This is a genomic window from Pseudomonas sp. RC10-4-2 (assembly GCF_050433085.1).
Lineage (GTDB): Bacteria > Pseudomonadota > Gammaproteobacteria > Pseudomonadales > Pseudomonadaceae > Pseudomonas > Pseudomonas aeruginosa.
Genome location: NZ_JBNPXX010000003.1, coordinates 128,039 through 142,499 on the forward strand (window position 1 = coordinate 128,039; position 14,461 = coordinate 142,499).

Here is a 14,461-nt window from a genome sequence, read left to right on the forward strand (position 1 = left end):
GGCGACCGGCTCCAGGAGCATGCGTCACCCGTCTCGGCCTCCTTGCAGACAGACGAAGCAGGATGCCCGGTATTTAGCGGCGTTCGGCGGGGCGTAGGTTCTTCCACGTAAATTGCAGGCGATGCCGTTCGTTGCAGATCAGGAAGAGGTGTCGCGCCCGCCCGTCGCAGGTCGACGCGCGCTTCGACTCGACATGGCGCTGCCTTCCTCTGGCGCTCGATCCACTCCTGGGAATGATGAAATGACGAAAAGGAAACTGGCCTATATCTGGTCCCTGAGAAACGCCGCGGCCGACAAGGCCGGCCAGTACGTGCCGTACAAGGGCGAACAGCGGTACATGAAGTCGGTACTGGAGTCCTTGGTGGAGGCGCTGAACCAGACTGCGCTGGGCGATGCCTACGAGCTCGTGGGCGTGATCTACGACGACGACGCGGAGCTGCCTCGCGACCAGGGAAAAATCAAGGACTACGGTTTCGCCTATCGTCCCGGGCAGCAATGGTTCTATCCGGCAGACCTGCAGGTGCAAGGCAAGACCCTGAACGACCTCTTGCTCAGCGTGCCGTCCACCTACCGTCGGTACCCGCGGGGTACCCCCGAGCATGTGGCCGGCAAGAGCGATTTCGAGCGACGCCTGCATGACACCCTGGTGGAGCTGGGCGCCGATGTAGTGGTATTGGACGGGCTCCTGGTCATCCTCGATGAGCTGGTACGCCCGGGTGCTCCGTTCGCACGGCGGATCATGAATATCCATCCTGGCGTGACGCGCGAGGACTCGCCTTACGAGCGTCGTGGCGCCTATGCGACCCTGGACGCGTTGTATGGAGCGCGGGGCGAGAAGGTGGTGGATTGGGCGACCATGGAAAAGGTCGCGGTCGAGCCGTTGTACTGGACCGGAGCATCGTTCCACTATGTGGACAATGGCATCGATTCCGGCGAAGTGTTCCATGATGTGCTGAAAACGGAGATTTCACCCGACGACACCATCCTCGAGCTGCGCTGGAACAACTTCAACAACAGCCTGTTCCCGGCCTTGCACGAAGGGCTGGCGCTGCTCGCCGAGAAGCTCTGAACCCGGTTCCTTCGAGGGGTTCGAAAAGGCCGGAGCGGTGTCGTCGCTCCGGCCTTCTTCATTCTGAATCAGAGTTCGCGCGCCACGCGGAAGCCGATCCAGTCGCCGCGGTCGCTGGGGGCCGCATTGTTGCGGTTGCCCGAGCGCGAGAAGATCGGCGGCTCGCCCCAGTCGTTGCCGCGGATCTGCACCAGCTCGCACTTGTCCTCCATCCACGCGCTGCCGTCGCTCGGCGCGCCGTTGTAGTGGTCGTGCCAGCAGTCGGCGACCCACTCGTAGACGTTGCCGTGCATGTCGTAGACGCCGAAGGCGTTGGGCGGGAAGCTGCCCACCGGCGAGGTGAAGTTGTAGCCATCGCTGGCGCCGTAGGTGTTGGCGTGCTTGGCGATGCTGTATTCCTTGCCTTCGTCGAACGGGAAGGGGAAGGGGCCGGCGCTGCCGGCGCGGGCGCCGTACTCGCGCTCGGCCTCGCTGAGCATGCGGTAGTGCTTGCCGGTCTTCTTCGACAGCCAGGCGGCGTAGTTCTTCACGTCGTTGTAGTCGACGCACACCGCCGGCTGGCGAGGGCCTTGCTGGTAGCGCGGCTTGCCGGCGATGCATTCGCGGCCGGGGCGGGTATCGCCGTCGGCCAGCTTGACGCCGGTGGCTTTCAGGTAGGCGTCCAGTTCGCCGGCGGTGACCTGGTAGCGGCTGATGGCGAACGGCTTGGCGAAGGTCACGTCGTGCAGCGGGCCCTCGTCGGGCTGGCGGCCGACCTCGTCGTCCGGGGTGCCCATGGTGAAGCTGCCGGCGGGCAGTACGACCATCTCCGGGCAGTCCTTGCAATCCTTGAACACCGTGCCGGGTTTCTTCGCTTCGTCGGCGAAGGCGGGGGCGGTGGCGACGATCAGTGCGACCAGGGCCAGGGGCGATAATGCGTGCATGGCGGTTCTCGTTGAGTGGCGAAAGGGGTCAGGCGAGTTGCGGGGCGAGGATTTCCAGCACCCGGTCGATCTCCGCCTCGTCGTTCAGCAGGCTCGGCGCCAGGCGCACCACCGGGCCGACATCGCGATCCACGGCGTCGCTGATTACCCGGTGCGCCATCAGGTGTTTGGCGACCGCCTCGCAATCGCGGCCTTCGACGCGGAAGAAGGTGAAGCCCGAAGACAGCTCGGGGCTGGTCGGCGTGACCAGGCGGACCTTGGGATGTTCGCCCAGGCGCTGCTTGAGGTAGGCGTTGAGCTGGTGGATACGCGCCTGGACCTCGGCCTTGCCCAACTGCAGGTGCAGCTCGAAGGCCGTGCCCAGGGCCAGGCGATGTTCGAAGGCGTGGTAGCCGCCAGGGGTCATCAGGGTGCCGAAGTTGTCGGCGCGGGAGAAGGTCGGGATGCTCGGCACCAGGTGCTCCTGGAGCTGTTCCGAGCGGGCGATGATGACCCCGGTGCCACGCGGACCGAACAGCCACTTGTGGGTGCCGGCGATGAAGTAGTCGCAGTCGAAGTCGGCGAAGCTGACGTCTTCCACACCGAAACCATGCACGCCGTCGACCACGTAGATGATCCGGTCCTGTTCGTCGCGCTTCTGGTTGAGTTCGCGCACCAGCTTGCCGATCTCGCGGATCGGCAGCTTCACGCCGCTGCCCGACTGCACCCAGGTCATGCCCAGCACCCGGGTCTGCGGGCGGATCTGAGCGGCGATGCTGGACAGGATCTCGTCGGCGGAAACCCGATGCGGGTCCTTGAACAGCGGGAACTCGCGGACCTGGGTACCCATGCGCTTGTGCCGGTATTCCAGGGTGGTGTAGGTGGAGTAGTGCTCGTGGGAGGAGGTCAGGATCTCCTTGCCCGGCTGCACCAGCAGGCCGCCGTAGATCGCCGCCAGGCCGTCGGTGGTGCTGCCGGTGAGCGCCACCTGGCCAGGTTGCACGGCGAAGTAGCGACCTGCCCAGGCGCGAGCCTCGTCCTCGTATTTCCAGATTTCCTCGCGATGCCAGTCCACCGCTTCGCCCGGGTTGCGGTCGAAGCGGACCCGCAGGCGCTCGATGGCCTCCCGCACCGGCCGAGGGTGGGAGGTGAGGAGGAAGTTGGCGAAGTGCAGATACTGCGGGTCGAGATCGAATTGCTGGCGTAGCGCTTTCCACTTATTGCCGGCGTCGCTCGGTGCGCCTTCGGCGCGGAGCGACTGGGCAGCGGAAAGCAGCGGCAGGCCGGCGGCGAGAATGCCGGCCTGCTTGAGAAAGGTACGACGGTCGTTCATCGGGAGGTCCGTTGCGGCGTGGTCAGGGGGTGGCTGTCGGCTTGGCGCGTTTTTGCACTTCGCCCCAGGCGCGCAGGAAGTTGCCTCCCCAGAGCTTGGCGATGTCGGCATCGGAATAACCGCGGGTGATCAGTTCGGCAGTGACGTTGCGGATTTCGCTGACATCCTTCCAGCCGTCCACGCCGCCACCGTCGTTGAAGTCCGAGCTGATGCCCACGTGGTCGATGCCGACCTTCTTCACCGTGTAGTCGATGGCGTCCACCAGTTCCTTGAGGCCGGCCTTGGGCTCCTCCTCCAGGATGCCGTAGAGGGCGCTGGCGTATTCACCGAAGCGTTGTTCCGGCCAGATGGTGATGATCGGATCGCCCGGCATCAGCGCATAGTCCAGGCCTTCCAGGGGCGGCAGGTCGAAGCGCGCGCGCAGGGCGTCGAGCTTGTCCAGGGTCGGTTTGCTCAGCGGACGCAGGTAGGCGGGGAAGCCGACCACCTGGATCACGCCGCCGCTGTCCTTGATCAGTTGCATCTCGTGGTCGCTGAGGTTGCGCTTGATGTCCACCAGGGCGCGCGGCGCGGAGTGCGAGGCGACGATGGGCGCGCGGCTGAGGGCGGCGACCTGTTCCAGGGCCTTGGTCGACATCTGCGAGACGTCGATGATCACCCCGAGATCGTTGAGCCGTTCGACCGCCTGCTTGCCTAGCGGGGAGAGGCCGCCCAGGGCATCCGCCGTGTCGTTGAAGAACGGCAAGGGACGGGAAGAGTCGGACCAATCGTTGTTGCCGACATAATTGAAGCCGAACATGCGCACGCCGCGGGCGGCCCATTTGTCCAGCTGGGACAGGTCGTCGCCCAGCGGGTAGGCGTTGAGCATGCTCATGACGATGGCGAACTTGCCTTCCATGGCCAGGCGGCGGAAGTCCTCGGGGGAGTAGGCGATGCCGACCTGGTTGGGGAAGTCGCGGACCATGCCGGTGAGAATCTTGTAACGAATTTCCTGCTGGTGACGAGCCTCGTCGACGAATCCCGGGGTCGGCTTGTGTGGCGCGTTCGGGCCGTTCCACATCTCCGGCCAGCCGAAGATCGCCAGGGCAGCGCCGGACAGGCGCCCGCGGCCCGCCTTGACCAGGTCGAGCTGGTTCGGTCCGTCCTTGTCGAACTCGTTGCCTTCGGTGCCGAAGTCCGGCGGGATGGTGATCCGGCTATCGAAGGAGAGGATGCGCTCATGCAACTCCTCGGCGTGCTTCATGACCTTGCGCGGGTAGCCCGCTTCGCTCGGGCCGAAGGTCTTCCAGGCCAGCAGGCCGCCGCCGACGAGGATGAGGAAGATCGGCAAGCCGAGGTAGAGGGCCTTGCGTGTGCGTGTTCTAGTCATTGCCGTCCCAGTCAGGTTCGAGATCGAAAGCGCGGATGAGCGTCTGCCGAAGCGGACTCACCTGTCAGGGTGGGACGAGGCCGGAGCGGGAAAATTTAGCGCCGCGGGAGGGATTGTCGAGTTGCCTGTGGAACGGCATGTGGGCGGTAAATTTGCCGACGGAAGGAACGTTCTAGCTGGATAAAGCGAGCTTCACGGTTGATACAGGTAGGACGATGACGGTTTCTCGACGCGGATTCATGGCGGGCCTGGCCCTTACCGGGGCGGCGGCGCTGCCGGTGGCTTACTACACACATCGTCATCTGACCCGCGAAGAGGAGCCGCAGACGCCTGACGAGGCTTCGCTCGACCTGGCGGCTACCGATGGCATACGACTGGGCGACCGCCTGCGCGGTCTATGGGACCTGCGCCTGGTAGGCGGTGATGCCGAACTATCCGGGCTGCCTCGGGAGGGCTTGCAACTGGTGCTGGACGTGGCACCCAAGGGACGCGGCCTGATTGGCTACCTGGATACTCCTGAACGTCTCCTCGCGGCGGAGCCGCCGCGCTTTCGTGTGCTTGGCGACTTGCTCGGAGCCAGTTCTGCAAGCATCCGCTGGCGTTTGGTGGACCAGGCGAGCGGTTCCGTGGCGCCGACTCACGATTGCTCGGCGGTGTTCGACGAGGTCTGGGCAGACTATGCGAACGCGGGCGACGGAACCCTGAGCGGACGCATACAGCGCTTGGAGCGTTCGCCGCTGTCGCCGAACGAGGATTTTCGCTTCGTTGCGGTAAAGCGTCACTTCCCCCTGGCCCATGAGCGCATCGTGCTCAACGAGAAACTTCTCGGTTGGCTGGTGTCGCCGCAGCACCGACTGTTCCACCAGCTATGGCACGCTTCGCGGGACAAATGGCATCGGCTTTCGGAAAAACAACGCAATGCGTTGCGCGGAGTCGGTTGGCAGCCCGGCCCGCTGGACCGCGAACGCGATGCGCGAGGGCCGCGCAAGGATCGCAACGCCTCGGGTATCGACTTCTTTTTCATGCACCGGCACATGCTGCACACCGCGCGTTCCATGCAGGACCTGCCGTCCTGGGAGCGTCTGCCGCGACCTGTGGTGCCGCTGGAGTACGATCGTCCCGGCTTCATCCGTTACTTCGACAATCCGGACGGGTTTTCCGTGCCTCCGGCCTGGGTGGCAGTGGATGACGACGAGTACAGCGAGTGGCTGCATGGCCTGAAAAGCGCCGAGGCCTACCATGCCAATTTCCTGGTCTGGGAATCGCAGTACCAGGACCCGGCGTACCTGGCGAAGCTGACCCTCGGCCAGTTCGGTTCGGAGCTGGAGCTGGGCATGCATGACTGGCTGCACATGCGCTGGGCCTCGGTGACGAGGGACCCCTCCAACGGCGCCCCGGTCATGACCGACCGTTTTCCGGCCGATTTCGCCCCGCGCTGGTTCCGCCCGGAGAACGACTTCCTCGGCGACCCGTTTTCCTCCCATGTGAATCCGGTGTTCTGGTCGTTCCACGGCTGGATCGACGACCGCATCGAGGACTGGTATCGCGCCCACGAGCGTTTCCATCCTGGCGAAGTGCAGCGCCGCGAAGTGGAGGGCATCCAATGGTTCGCGCCCGGTCGATGGGTCGAGGTCGGCGATCCCTGGCTGGGTCCGGCGACCCATGGATGCGGGCTTTCGGATGTCCAGGCGAGCAGCAACTCGGTGGAGCTGGACGTGGAAACCATGAAGCTGGCTTTGCGCATCATCTTCAGCGAAGAAGATCAACTGAGCGGCTGGCTCAAGCGTGCGCCGCGGCGGCCCTGGTACGCGCGCAACCTGAAGCTGGCGCGCGACCAGCTCAGGCGCTGAACGGCGAAAGAGCGAGTAAGGATGGAGGAGGCCCGCGCAACGCGGGCCTCAGTCTTTCCGCGCGAGACCCTGGCGGTCGCTCTGCCAGCCGCCGCCGAGGGCCTTGTACAGGCCGACCGAGGCCTGCAGGCGGGCCAGTCGCAGTTGCACGGCGGCATCCTGCGCCGCGTACAGCGTGCGTTGCGTTTCGAGGACCGTCAGCAGGGTTTCCGCGCCGGCCTGGTAGCGGCTGTCGGAGAGATCGAAGGCGCGCTGCGCCTGCTCCAGCTCCTGCTGCTGCCAGTGCAACTGGCGGTCGAGGCCGTCGATGCTGTTCAGCGAGCGTTCGGTGTCGGCAAAGGCGGTGAGGATCGCCTTGCGGTAGGTTTCCAGCAGTTCTTCCTGGCGCGCCAGGCTGCGGTCGCGCTCGGCGCGCAGGCGGCCGTGGTTGAAGATCGGGGCGAGCAGGTTGGCGCCCAGGTTGTAATAGGGGTTGCGGAAAGTGTCGGCGGCGCGGTTGGCGCCGGACGACAGCGAGGCGCTCAGGGTCAGCTTGGGGAACAGCGCCGCGCGCGCCACCTGCACGTCGGCCTGGGCCGCGGCCAGTTGCGCTTCGGCGTTGGCGATATCGGGACGGCGGCTGAGCAGTTCGCTCGGCAGGCCCGCTCCGGTCTCCGGCCAGCGCAGGCTGTCGAAAGGCCGCTCGGCCACCTGTAGCGCCTGCACCGGCTCGCCGATCAGGGTGGCCAGGGTAATCAGCGCCTCATGGGCCTGCTGCTCGAGCAGCGGCAGCTGCTTGCGCTGGCTGGCGACCAGGCTGCTCTGCTGGGCGACCTCCAGGGCGGTGGCCGAGCCCGCGGCATGGCGGGTCTCCACCAGGCGCAGGACGTGCTCGGCGTTGTCCAGGTTGAGCCTGGCGATGCGCTGCTGTTCGCGCAGCGCCAATACCTGCAGGTAGCTGTTGGCGACGCCGGAGAGCAGGGTCAGCTCTACCGTTGCGCGGTCGTACTCGCTGGCCTTGAGGCTTTCCAGGGCACTGCGGTAGGCAGCCCGGCGACCGCCCCAGAAGTCCACTTCGTAGCTGGCGCTGAGGCCGGCGGAGAAGGAGTCGACGGCATCGTTGTCGGAGGTCGCGTCGGTACCGCTGTAGCCCGAGTCGCGCAGGAGTTTCTGCCGGCTGGCGCCGAGCGTCGCATTCAGCTCCGGCAGCAACGGCGCGCCGGCGATCACCGCCGAGGCCTGGGCCTGGCGCACGCGGGCCACCGCTGCGCCGAGGTCCTGGCTGTTCAGCAGGGCGCGTTGCAGCAGGCTGTCCAGTTCCGGCGCGCCGAAGGCCTTCCACCACTGGCGGATGTCGCTGGCATCGCTGCGCCCGGCCGCCAGGTAGCGCCACTGAGGGGGCGCGGCCAGGCCGCTGTCGAGGGGCGCCGGCGTGCTGCCGCAGGCGCCGAGCAGCAGGCAGGCGGAAATCAGAGAAAGATTCTTCATGGACATGTCCGTCATTGGCTGGCCAGGGCGGCCACCGGGTCCAGCTGGGCGGCCTTGCGCGCCGGCATGAAGCCGAACACCAGTCCGGTGACCAGCGCGCAACTGAAGGCGCCGACGATGGCCGACAGGGAAAAGGCCACCGCGACCTGGCCGAGCAGCAGCACGCCGCCGATGCATAGGGCCAGGGCGATCCCGGCCAGGCCGCCGACCACCGAGAGCATCGCCGCCTCGGTGAGGAACTGGCGGAGGATATCGCCCTGGCGGGCGCCGGTGGCCATGCGGATGCCGATCTCGCGGGTGCGTTCGCGCACGGTCATGAGCATGATGTTCATCACGCCGATCCCGCCTACCAGCAGGGAGATCGCGGCGATCGAGCCGAGCATCAGCGACAGGGTGTTCTGGGTCTTCGCCTCGGCCTGGATCATCGCCGCGTTGTTGGTCAGCTCGTAGTCGCGCTGGCCGCGGTGCAGGCGCAGCATCAACTGGTCGATGGCGCGTTCGGCCTGGTGCACGCGCTGGGCGTCGGCGGCGGCGATGATCACGTACTCGGGGTTGCGCGTGCCGAACAGGCGGATGCTGGCAGCGGAGTAGGGGATGGCGATGCGGTTGTCGGCATCCTTGTCGCCGGAGCTGGAGCCTTTCTCGGCGAGCACGCCGATGACCTGGAACGGCACGTTCTCGATGAGGATGTAGCGGCCGATCGGGTTGGCGCTGCCGAACAGCTTCTTGCGCACCTTGTAGCCAATCACCGCGACCGTGGTGGCGGCGTCTTCGTCGCGCTCGGTGAAGTAGCTGCCCTCGGCCACCGGCCAATTGAGGATTTCCGGGAAGTCGGTGTTGTTGCCGCCGACGTAGGCGTGGTAGTCGATGTTGCCGTAGCGCACCACCAGCTCGCCGCCGTTCACCGGCATGACCTTCTTCACCTGGGGCAGGGTGGCGATGGCGGCGACGTCGTCGCTGCTGACGATGCCCATCGGCGCGCGCGGGTTCGGCGAGTAGCCGCTGAGATAGATGATGTTCGAGCCGAACGCGCCCATCTGCGCCATCACCTGGCGCTTGCTGCCCTCGCCGACGGCGAGCATGACCACCACCGAGGCGACGCCGATGATGATCCCGAGCAGAGTCAGCGCGGTGCGGAACCGATTGATCCACATCACCCGCCAGGCGGCGCGCACCGCCTCCAGCAGTTCGGCGCGCCAGGCCCCCGAGGGTTCGCTGCTGCCCTCGGCGAGGCGCTGGCTGAGATCGTCGGCCTGCAGGTGGCGCTCGACGCCGGCGCTCGGGTGCGCCGGGCGCTCGTCGTTGGCGCTGTCGCTGACGATCTCGCCGTCGCGCACCTCGATGATGCGCTTGGCGCGGGCGGCGACGTCGCGGTCGTGGGTGATCAGGATCACCACGTGGCCCTGGCTGGCCAGCTCGTCGAGCAGCGCCATGACTTCCGCGCCGCTGTGGCTGTCGAGGGCGCCGGTGGGTTCGTCGGCGAGGATGATATGGCCGCCGTTCATCAGCGCGCGGGCGATCGACACCCGCTGCTGCTGGCCGCCGGACAACTGGTGCGGACGGTTGGCGGTGCGCTCGGCCAGGCCCAGGCGTTCGAGCAGGGCCCGCGCTCGGGTGTGCCGCTCGCTCGCCGGGATGCCGGCGTAGATCGCCGGCATCTCGACGTTTTCCTGGGCCGAGGCGGAGGGGATCAGGTGATAGCCCTGGAACACGAAGCCGAATGCCTCGCGGCGCAGCCAGGCCTGCTCGTCGCTGTCCAGTTCGGCGACGTCGTGGCCGGCGAAGTGGTAGCTGCCGGAGCTGGGCCGGTCGAGGCAGCCGAGGATGTTCATCAGGGTCGACTTGCCGGAGCCGGAGGCGCCGACGATGGCGACGAACTCGCCGGCGTGGATCGACAGCGATACGCCCTTGAGTACCTCGACTTCCGGAGTGCCATTGCCGCCGTAGCGCTTGCGGATGTCGCGCAGTTCGATCAGGGGGACGGGTTGCGTGGCGTTTTCCATCAGCTGTCGCTGCCGTCGGGAGCGGCCATCAACAGGCGGTCGCCTTCCTCCAGGCCGGCAAGCACCTGTACCCGCAGGCGGTCGCTGATGCCGGTCCTGATCTGGCGGCTCTGCGGCTTGCCGTTGCTGCCGACCACCCAGGCGACCTGGCCGCCCTTGCCGTCGTCGTGGATGGCGGCGACCGGCGCGGTGAGGATGTTTTCCGCGGTGGCGGCGACGAAGAACACCTGGGCGGTCATTTCCGCCATCAGTTGGTGGTCGCCGTTGTCCACGTCGACCAGCACGGTATACAGCACCACCCGGCCGCTGCCGCTCTGCCCGCCGCTGCCGCTGGTGGGGCTGCCGCCGCCCTGGTTGCTCTGGTCCAGCGGCTTGGGCGGCACCGGGAGGATCTGCCGGACCTTGCCGGTCCAGCGCCGGCCTTCGCCGCTGAGGGTCGTGAAGTAGGCCGGCATGCCGGGCTTGACCCGGCCGATGTCGGCTTCCGAAACCTGGGCCCAGACGGTCATCGGCGACAATTTGGCGATCCGCAGGATCAACGGGGTCTGCTGCTGGGCATTGAGGGTCTGGCCTTCGCGCGCATCGACCGCCACCACCGTGCCGGACATCGGCGCGTAGATGCGGGTATAGCCGAGTTCGGCTTCGTCGCTGCGCAACGAGGCCTGGGCCTGGCGGATCTGCGCCTGGTACATCTCGATCCGTGCCTGGGTGGCGAGCATCTGCGCCTGGGCGCTCTGCACGTCCTCGGTACGCGTCGCGCCGCCGGCGGCCAGCCGCTGCTGGCGCTGGTACTGCTGGCGGGCGAGGGTGTACTGGGCACGTTGCTCGGCCAGCTGGGCCTTGAGCATCTCGATCGAATAGCGGCCGGCATCGACCTTGGCCTGCTGGGTGGAGGGGTCGATCTCGACCAGCAACTGGCCTTCCGTCACATCGTCCCCGGCCTCGACGTGCAACTTGCGGATCTGCCCGGAGGCCTGGGCGCCGACGTCGACGTAGCGCCGCGGTTGCAGGGTGCCGAGCGCCGAGACGCTGCTCTCGATGCTGCCGCGGCTGACGCTCACGGTATCGAAGCTGTTGCTGCGGAACGGATAGGCCTGCCAGGCGGCCAGGGCGATCAGGGGGCTGAGGCAGACTGCGACGAGCAGTGCGCGACGAGTACTACGGGTTCGTCTCATTCGGGAATCCGGCCGGTGCGTGGAGAGACCGCCGCCGCTGGATCGGCAGGCTGGGCACTGCCAGATATACGAGGCCAGGGCGGCTAAATTTAACCTGGGTTCAGAGCTGGGCGTAACGGCTGCTGATGCGGATGCTGCCGTCCTCGCGATGTTCCAGGTCCACGGGCAGGACTTTCGGCAGGGCGTCGACCAGGCTGCGGATGTCGCGGGTGCTGTAGATCCCGCCAATGCGCAGTTTCGCAGCGCTCCTGTCGCCCAGGACCAGCGGAGCGTCGAGGTAGCGGTTGATCAGCGGCAGGGCCTTGGACAGGGGCAGGTCGTCGAGTACCAGGCGGCCCTCGCGCCAGGCTAGCGTCTGGCGGGTATCCACGGCTTCGACCAACGGTTGCAGCAGGCCCGGATAGTAGCTGGCCTGCATGCCGGGAGTCAGGCTGCTGTCGTTGCCCGAGCCTTCGCTGCGGACCTTCACCGAGCCCTCGGTGACGGTGACTACCACGTTGTCCTGGTACTTCCAGACGTTGAAGCGGGTGCCGGTGACGGTGATCGAGCCGTTGCCGGCCTTGACCACGAAGGGGTGCGCGCTGTCGTGGGTGACATGGAAGTAGGCCTCGCCCCTGTCCAGGGAAACCCGGCGGATGTCCTTGAAATTGGCGAAGCTCAGCTGCGTATTGAGGTCCAGTTCGACCTCGCTGCCGTCGGGAAGAACGGCATGCCTGACGTTGCCCTCGGCCTCGTAGCGCTGGTAGTTGGAAGGAATCCAGCCTTGCAGCCAGCCGAGGTAGCCGGCCGTCGGTAACATAAGCAGGGCGAGGGCGGCGGCGCGTGCCTGGCTCTTCCAGCCCCTGCGGCGACGGCCGAGCGGGCGGGTTGCGGCGTGGTTGCGAAGCTCGGGCGCCGGCGTTCGCGGCAGCAGTTCGCTGAGCGCCCAGATCTCCTCCATTTCTGCGTATTCGGCGGCGTGCCGGGGATCGGCTGCCAGCCAGCGCTGGAACTCGCCACGCTCTTCCTCGGAGAGGTCCTCGGCGTGCAGGCGCATGCACCAATGCGCGGCGTCCTGCACAAGGGTGTCGCTGTCGGCGGGAGAGGGTGTCTTCATCGAGGGTTCCAGTTATGCCTTCGGATTGCGCTGCGAGCGAAACAAGGCTTTAAAGCTTGATGAGAATTATTATAAATTTAATGATTTCATACTGCCAATGTCGCCGGCAGGCGATCCCGCCCTTGGAAGGACAGTGCCGTAGAGGCAGCGAGCAGGAGTCGTCTTGGAAAACCATTATCGGGAGCTGCTGCGATTCCTCAGTGCCAGGCTCGGGGATCGACATGCAGCGGCGGATGTCGCCCACGACGCGTATTTGCGCGTTCTGGAGCGCTCCAGTCAAGCGCAGATCGAGCATCCGAAGGCTTTTCTGTACCGGACGGCGCTCAACCTGGCGGTGGACGAGCACCGTCGTAGCCGGGTGCGCCGGGCGGAACCCCTGGAGGTCCTGGACGACGAGGAGGGCCTGGCCAGTCCCTCGCCGCAGACGGTGGTCGACCAGGGGCAGCGCCTGGACAACCTGCAGCGCGCGCTGGCCGAGTTGCCGGCCATCTGCCGCAGTTCCTTCCTGTTGCGCAAGCTGGACGGCCTGTCCCATTCGCAGATCGCCGAACATCTCAATATTTCCCGCAGCCTGGTGGAAAAGCACATCGTCAACGCGATGAAGCACTGTCGGGTGCGCATGCGCGAATGGGAAGCCGACTGATTTCGCTATTCGTGCTCGGCAACGCTTAAATTTCATTTCCCTGTCCTCGTTCCTAGTCAACAGATGGCCCTCCAGGGCTGCTCTCGACTTATCGCTCCCGCTTGAAAGGGGGCCAATCCAGAGGAACTGGAAATGACTCAGGCAACTGCAACCGCCGTGGTTCACGATCTCATCGGTGTCGGCTTCGGCCCTTCCAATATCGCCCTGGCGATTGCCCTCCAGGAACGGGCCCAGGCGCAGGGCGCCCTGGAAGTGCTGTTCCTGGACAAGCAGAGCGACTACCGCTGGCACGGCAACACCCTGGTGTCGCAGAGCGAGTTGCAGATCTCCTTCCTCAAGGACCTGGTGTCCCTGCGCAACCCCACCAGCCCGTATTCCTTCGTCAACTACCTGCACAAGCACGATCGCCTGGTCGACTTCATCAACCTGGGCACCTTCTATCCCTGCCGGATGGAGTTCAACGACTACCTGCGCTGGGTCGCCAGCCACTTCCAGGAGCAGAGCCGCTACGGCGAAGAGGTCCTGCGCATCGAGCCGATGCTGAGCGCCGGCCAGGTCGAGGCGCTGCGGGTGATCTCGCGCAACGCCGACGGCGAGGAACTGGTGCGCACCACCCGCGCCCTGGTGGTCAGTCCCGGCGGCACCCCGCGTATCCCGCAGGTGTTCCGTGCGCTCAAGGGCGACGGCCGGGTGTTCCACCACAGCCAGTACCTGGAGCACATGGCCAAGCAGCCCTGCAGCAGCGGCAAGCCGATGAAGATCGCCATCATCGGCGGCGGGCAGAGCGCGGCGGAGGCCTTCATCGACCTCAACGACAGCTACCCGTCGGTGCAGGCCGACATGATCCTGCGTGCCTCGGCGCTCAAGCCGGCGGACGATAGCCCGTTCGTCAACGAAGTGTTCGCGCCGAAGTTCACCGATCTCATCTACAGCCGCGAGCATGCCGAACGCGAGCGTTTGCTGCGCGAATACCACAACACCAACTATTCGGTGGTGGATACCGACCTGATCGAGCGCATCTACGGCGTCTTCTACCGCCAGAAAGTCTCCGGCATCCCGCGCCACGCCTTCCGTTGCATGACTACTGTGGAGCGCGCGACCGCCACCGCCCAGGGCATCGAGCTGGCGTTGCGCGACGCCGGTAGCGGCGAGCTAAGCGTAGAGATCTACGACGCAGTGATCCTGGCCACCGGCTATGAGCGCCAGTTGCACCGCCAACTGCTCGAACCGCTGGCGGAGTACCTCGGCGACCATGAGATCGGCCGCGACTACCGCCTGCAGACCGACGAGCGCTGCAAGGTGGCGATCTACGCGCAGGGCTTCAGCCAGGCCAGCCATGGCCTCAGCGACACCCTGCTGTCGGTGCTGCCGGTACGTGCCGAGGAAATCTCCGGCTCCCTGTACCAGCACCTGAAGCCCGGTACTGCGGCCCGCGCCCTGCACGAGCACGCCCTGGCCAGCTGACCGGCGCCACGCCGCCACGCCCTGTGTTGCCCGTTTCCCCGCCAGGGGATGCCCGGCACGCAGGGCGTTTTCGTTGCATGTCCCGGCCGT

At 66.3% G+C, this 14,461-nt stretch carries 11 protein-coding genes; 4 read left to right on the top strand and 7 right to left on the bottom strand.

Features of this window, described 5'->3' with window-relative positions; genetic code table 11:
• Nucleotides 1–241 precede the first annotated feature (241 nt).
• On the top strand, nt 242–1,069 hold the full coding sequence (gene pvdF / locus FHW81_RS16160) for a pyoverdine biosynthesis hydroxyornithine transformylase PvdF (RefSeq protein ID WP_003114501.1): 828 nt from the start codon (nt 242–244) through the stop codon (nt 1,067–1,069).
• Between the two features lie 68 nt (nt 1,070–1,137).
• On the opposite strand, the gene FHW81_RS16165 is transcribed toward pvdF, so the two are convergent.
• Genes FHW81_RS16165 through pvdM form a run of 3 tightly spaced genes read right to left on the bottom strand, consistent with a single transcriptional unit; the run spans nt 1,138 to nt 4,673 of the window.
• Nucleotides 1,138–1,992, bottom strand: coding sequence for a formylglycine-generating enzyme family protein (locus tag FHW81_RS16165; protein ID WP_033992942.1), 855 nt, complete (start codon nt 1,990–1,992; stop codon nt 1,138–1,140).
• A gap of 28 nt (nt 1,993–2,020) precedes the next feature.
• Nucleotides 2,021–3,304, bottom strand: coding sequence for a pyoverdine-tailoring periplasmic protein PvdN (pvdN, locus tag FHW81_RS16170; protein ID WP_003122677.1), 1,284 nt, complete (start codon nt 3,302–3,304; stop codon nt 2,021–2,023).
• A 22-nt stretch (nt 3,305–3,326) separates the two neighbouring features.
• The gene (gene pvdM, locus FHW81_RS16175; protein ID WP_004349898.1) at nt 3,327–4,673 is read right to left on the bottom strand and encodes a pyoverdine-tailoring dipeptidase-like protein PvdM; all 1,347 of its coding nucleotides are present in this window, start codon (nt 4,671–4,673) and stop codon (nt 3,327–3,329) included.
• Nucleotides 4,674–4,888: 215 nt separating this feature from the next.
• Between pvdM and pvdP the strand changes: the two genes are divergently transcribed.
• Complete coding sequence (gene pvdP / locus FHW81_RS16180; protein WP_033992941.1) at nt 4,889–6,523, top strand: pyoverdine maturation tyrosinase PvdP; 1,635 nt, start codon at nt 4,889–4,891, stop codon at nt 6,521–6,523.
• Between the two features lie 48 nt (nt 6,524–6,571).
• On the opposite strand, the gene ompQ is transcribed toward pvdP, so the two are convergent.
• From ompQ to fpvR, 4 genes are all read right to left on the bottom strand, one after another.
• On the bottom strand, nt 6,572–7,996 hold the full coding sequence (ompQ, locus tag FHW81_RS16185; RefSeq protein WP_019371757.1) for a pyoverdine export/recycling transporter outer membrane subunit OmpQ: 1,425 nt from the start codon (nt 7,994–7,996) through the stop codon (nt 6,572–6,574).
• A 5-nt stretch (nt 7,997–8,001) separates the two neighbouring features.
• On the bottom strand, nt 8,002–9,993 hold the full coding sequence (pvdT, locus tag FHW81_RS16190) for a pyoverdine export/recycling transporter ATP-binding/permease subunit PvdT (protein WP_003114506.1): 1,992 nt from the start codon (nt 9,991–9,993) through the stop codon (nt 8,002–8,004).
• On the bottom strand, nt 9,993–11,168 hold the full coding sequence (gene pvdR / locus FHW81_RS16195) for a pyoverdine export/recycling transporter periplasmic adaptor subunit PvdR (RefSeq protein ID WP_003089547.1): 1,176 nt from the start codon (nt 11,166–11,168) through the stop codon (nt 9,993–9,995). The genes pvdT and pvdR overlap by 1 nt, the downstream gene beginning before the upstream one ends.
• Nucleotides 11,169–11,268: 100 nt before the next feature.
• Complete coding sequence (fpvR, locus tag FHW81_RS16200; protein WP_003120136.1) at nt 11,269–12,264, bottom strand: pyoverdine signaling pathway anti-sigma factor FpvR; 996 nt, start codon at nt 12,262–12,264, stop codon at nt 11,269–11,271.
• A gap of 163 nt (nt 12,265–12,427) precedes the next feature.
• On the opposite strand from fpvR, the gene fpvI reads away from it, so the two are divergent.
• Nucleotides 12,428–12,907 carry a pyoverdine signaling pathway sigma factor FpvI gene (gene fpvI / locus FHW81_RS16205; RefSeq protein WP_003103620.1) on the top strand — a complete coding sequence of 160 codons (480 nt, stop codon included), beginning with the start codon at nt 12,428–12,430 and terminating at the stop codon, nt 12,905–12,907.
• Between the two features lie 132 nt (nt 12,908–13,039).
• Complete coding sequence (gene pvdA / locus FHW81_RS16210; protein ID WP_031629018.1) at nt 13,040–14,371, top strand: L-ornithine N(5)-monooxygenase PvdA; 1,332 nt, start codon at nt 13,040–13,042, stop codon at nt 14,369–14,371.
• Nucleotides 14,372–14,461: the final 90 nt, after the last annotated feature.

Excerpts from the sequence above, each read along its gene's own strand:
- pvdF (WP_003114501.1), top strand. The coding sequence starts at position 242 with ATGACGAAAAGGAAACTGGCCTATATCTGGTCCCTGAGAAACGCCGCG.
- FHW81_RS16165 (WP_033992942.1), bottom strand. The coding sequence starts at position 1,992 with ATGCACGCATTATCGCCCCTGGCCCTGGTCGCACTGATCGTCGCCACC.
- pvdN (WP_003122677.1), bottom strand. The coding sequence starts at position 3,304 with ATGAACGACCGTCGTACCTTTCTCAAGCAGGCCGGCATTCTCGCCGCC.
- pvdM (WP_004349898.1), bottom strand. The coding sequence starts at position 4,673 with ATGACTAGAACACGCACACGCAAGGCCCTCTACCTCGGCTTGCCGATC.
- pvdP (WP_033992941.1), top strand. The coding sequence starts at position 4,889 with ATGACGGTTTCTCGACGCGGATTCATGGCGGGCCTGGCCCTTACCGGG.
- ompQ (WP_019371757.1), bottom strand. The coding sequence starts at position 7,996 with ATGTCCATGAAGAATCTTTCTCTGATTTCCGCCTGCCTGCTGCTCGGC.
- pvdT (WP_003114506.1), bottom strand. The coding sequence starts at position 9,993 with ATGGAAAACGCCACGCAACCCGTCCCCCTGATCGAACTGCGCGACATC.
- pvdR (WP_003089547.1), bottom strand. The coding sequence starts at position 11,168 with ATGAGACGAACCCGTAGTACTCGTCGCGCACTGCTCGTCGCAGTCTGC.
- fpvR (WP_003120136.1), bottom strand. The coding sequence starts at position 12,264 with ATGAAGACACCCTCTCCCGCCGACAGCGACACCCTTGTGCAGGACGCC.
- pvdA (WP_031629018.1), top strand. The coding sequence starts at position 13,040 with ATGACTCAGGCAACTGCAACCGCCGTGGTTCACGATCTCATCGGTGTC.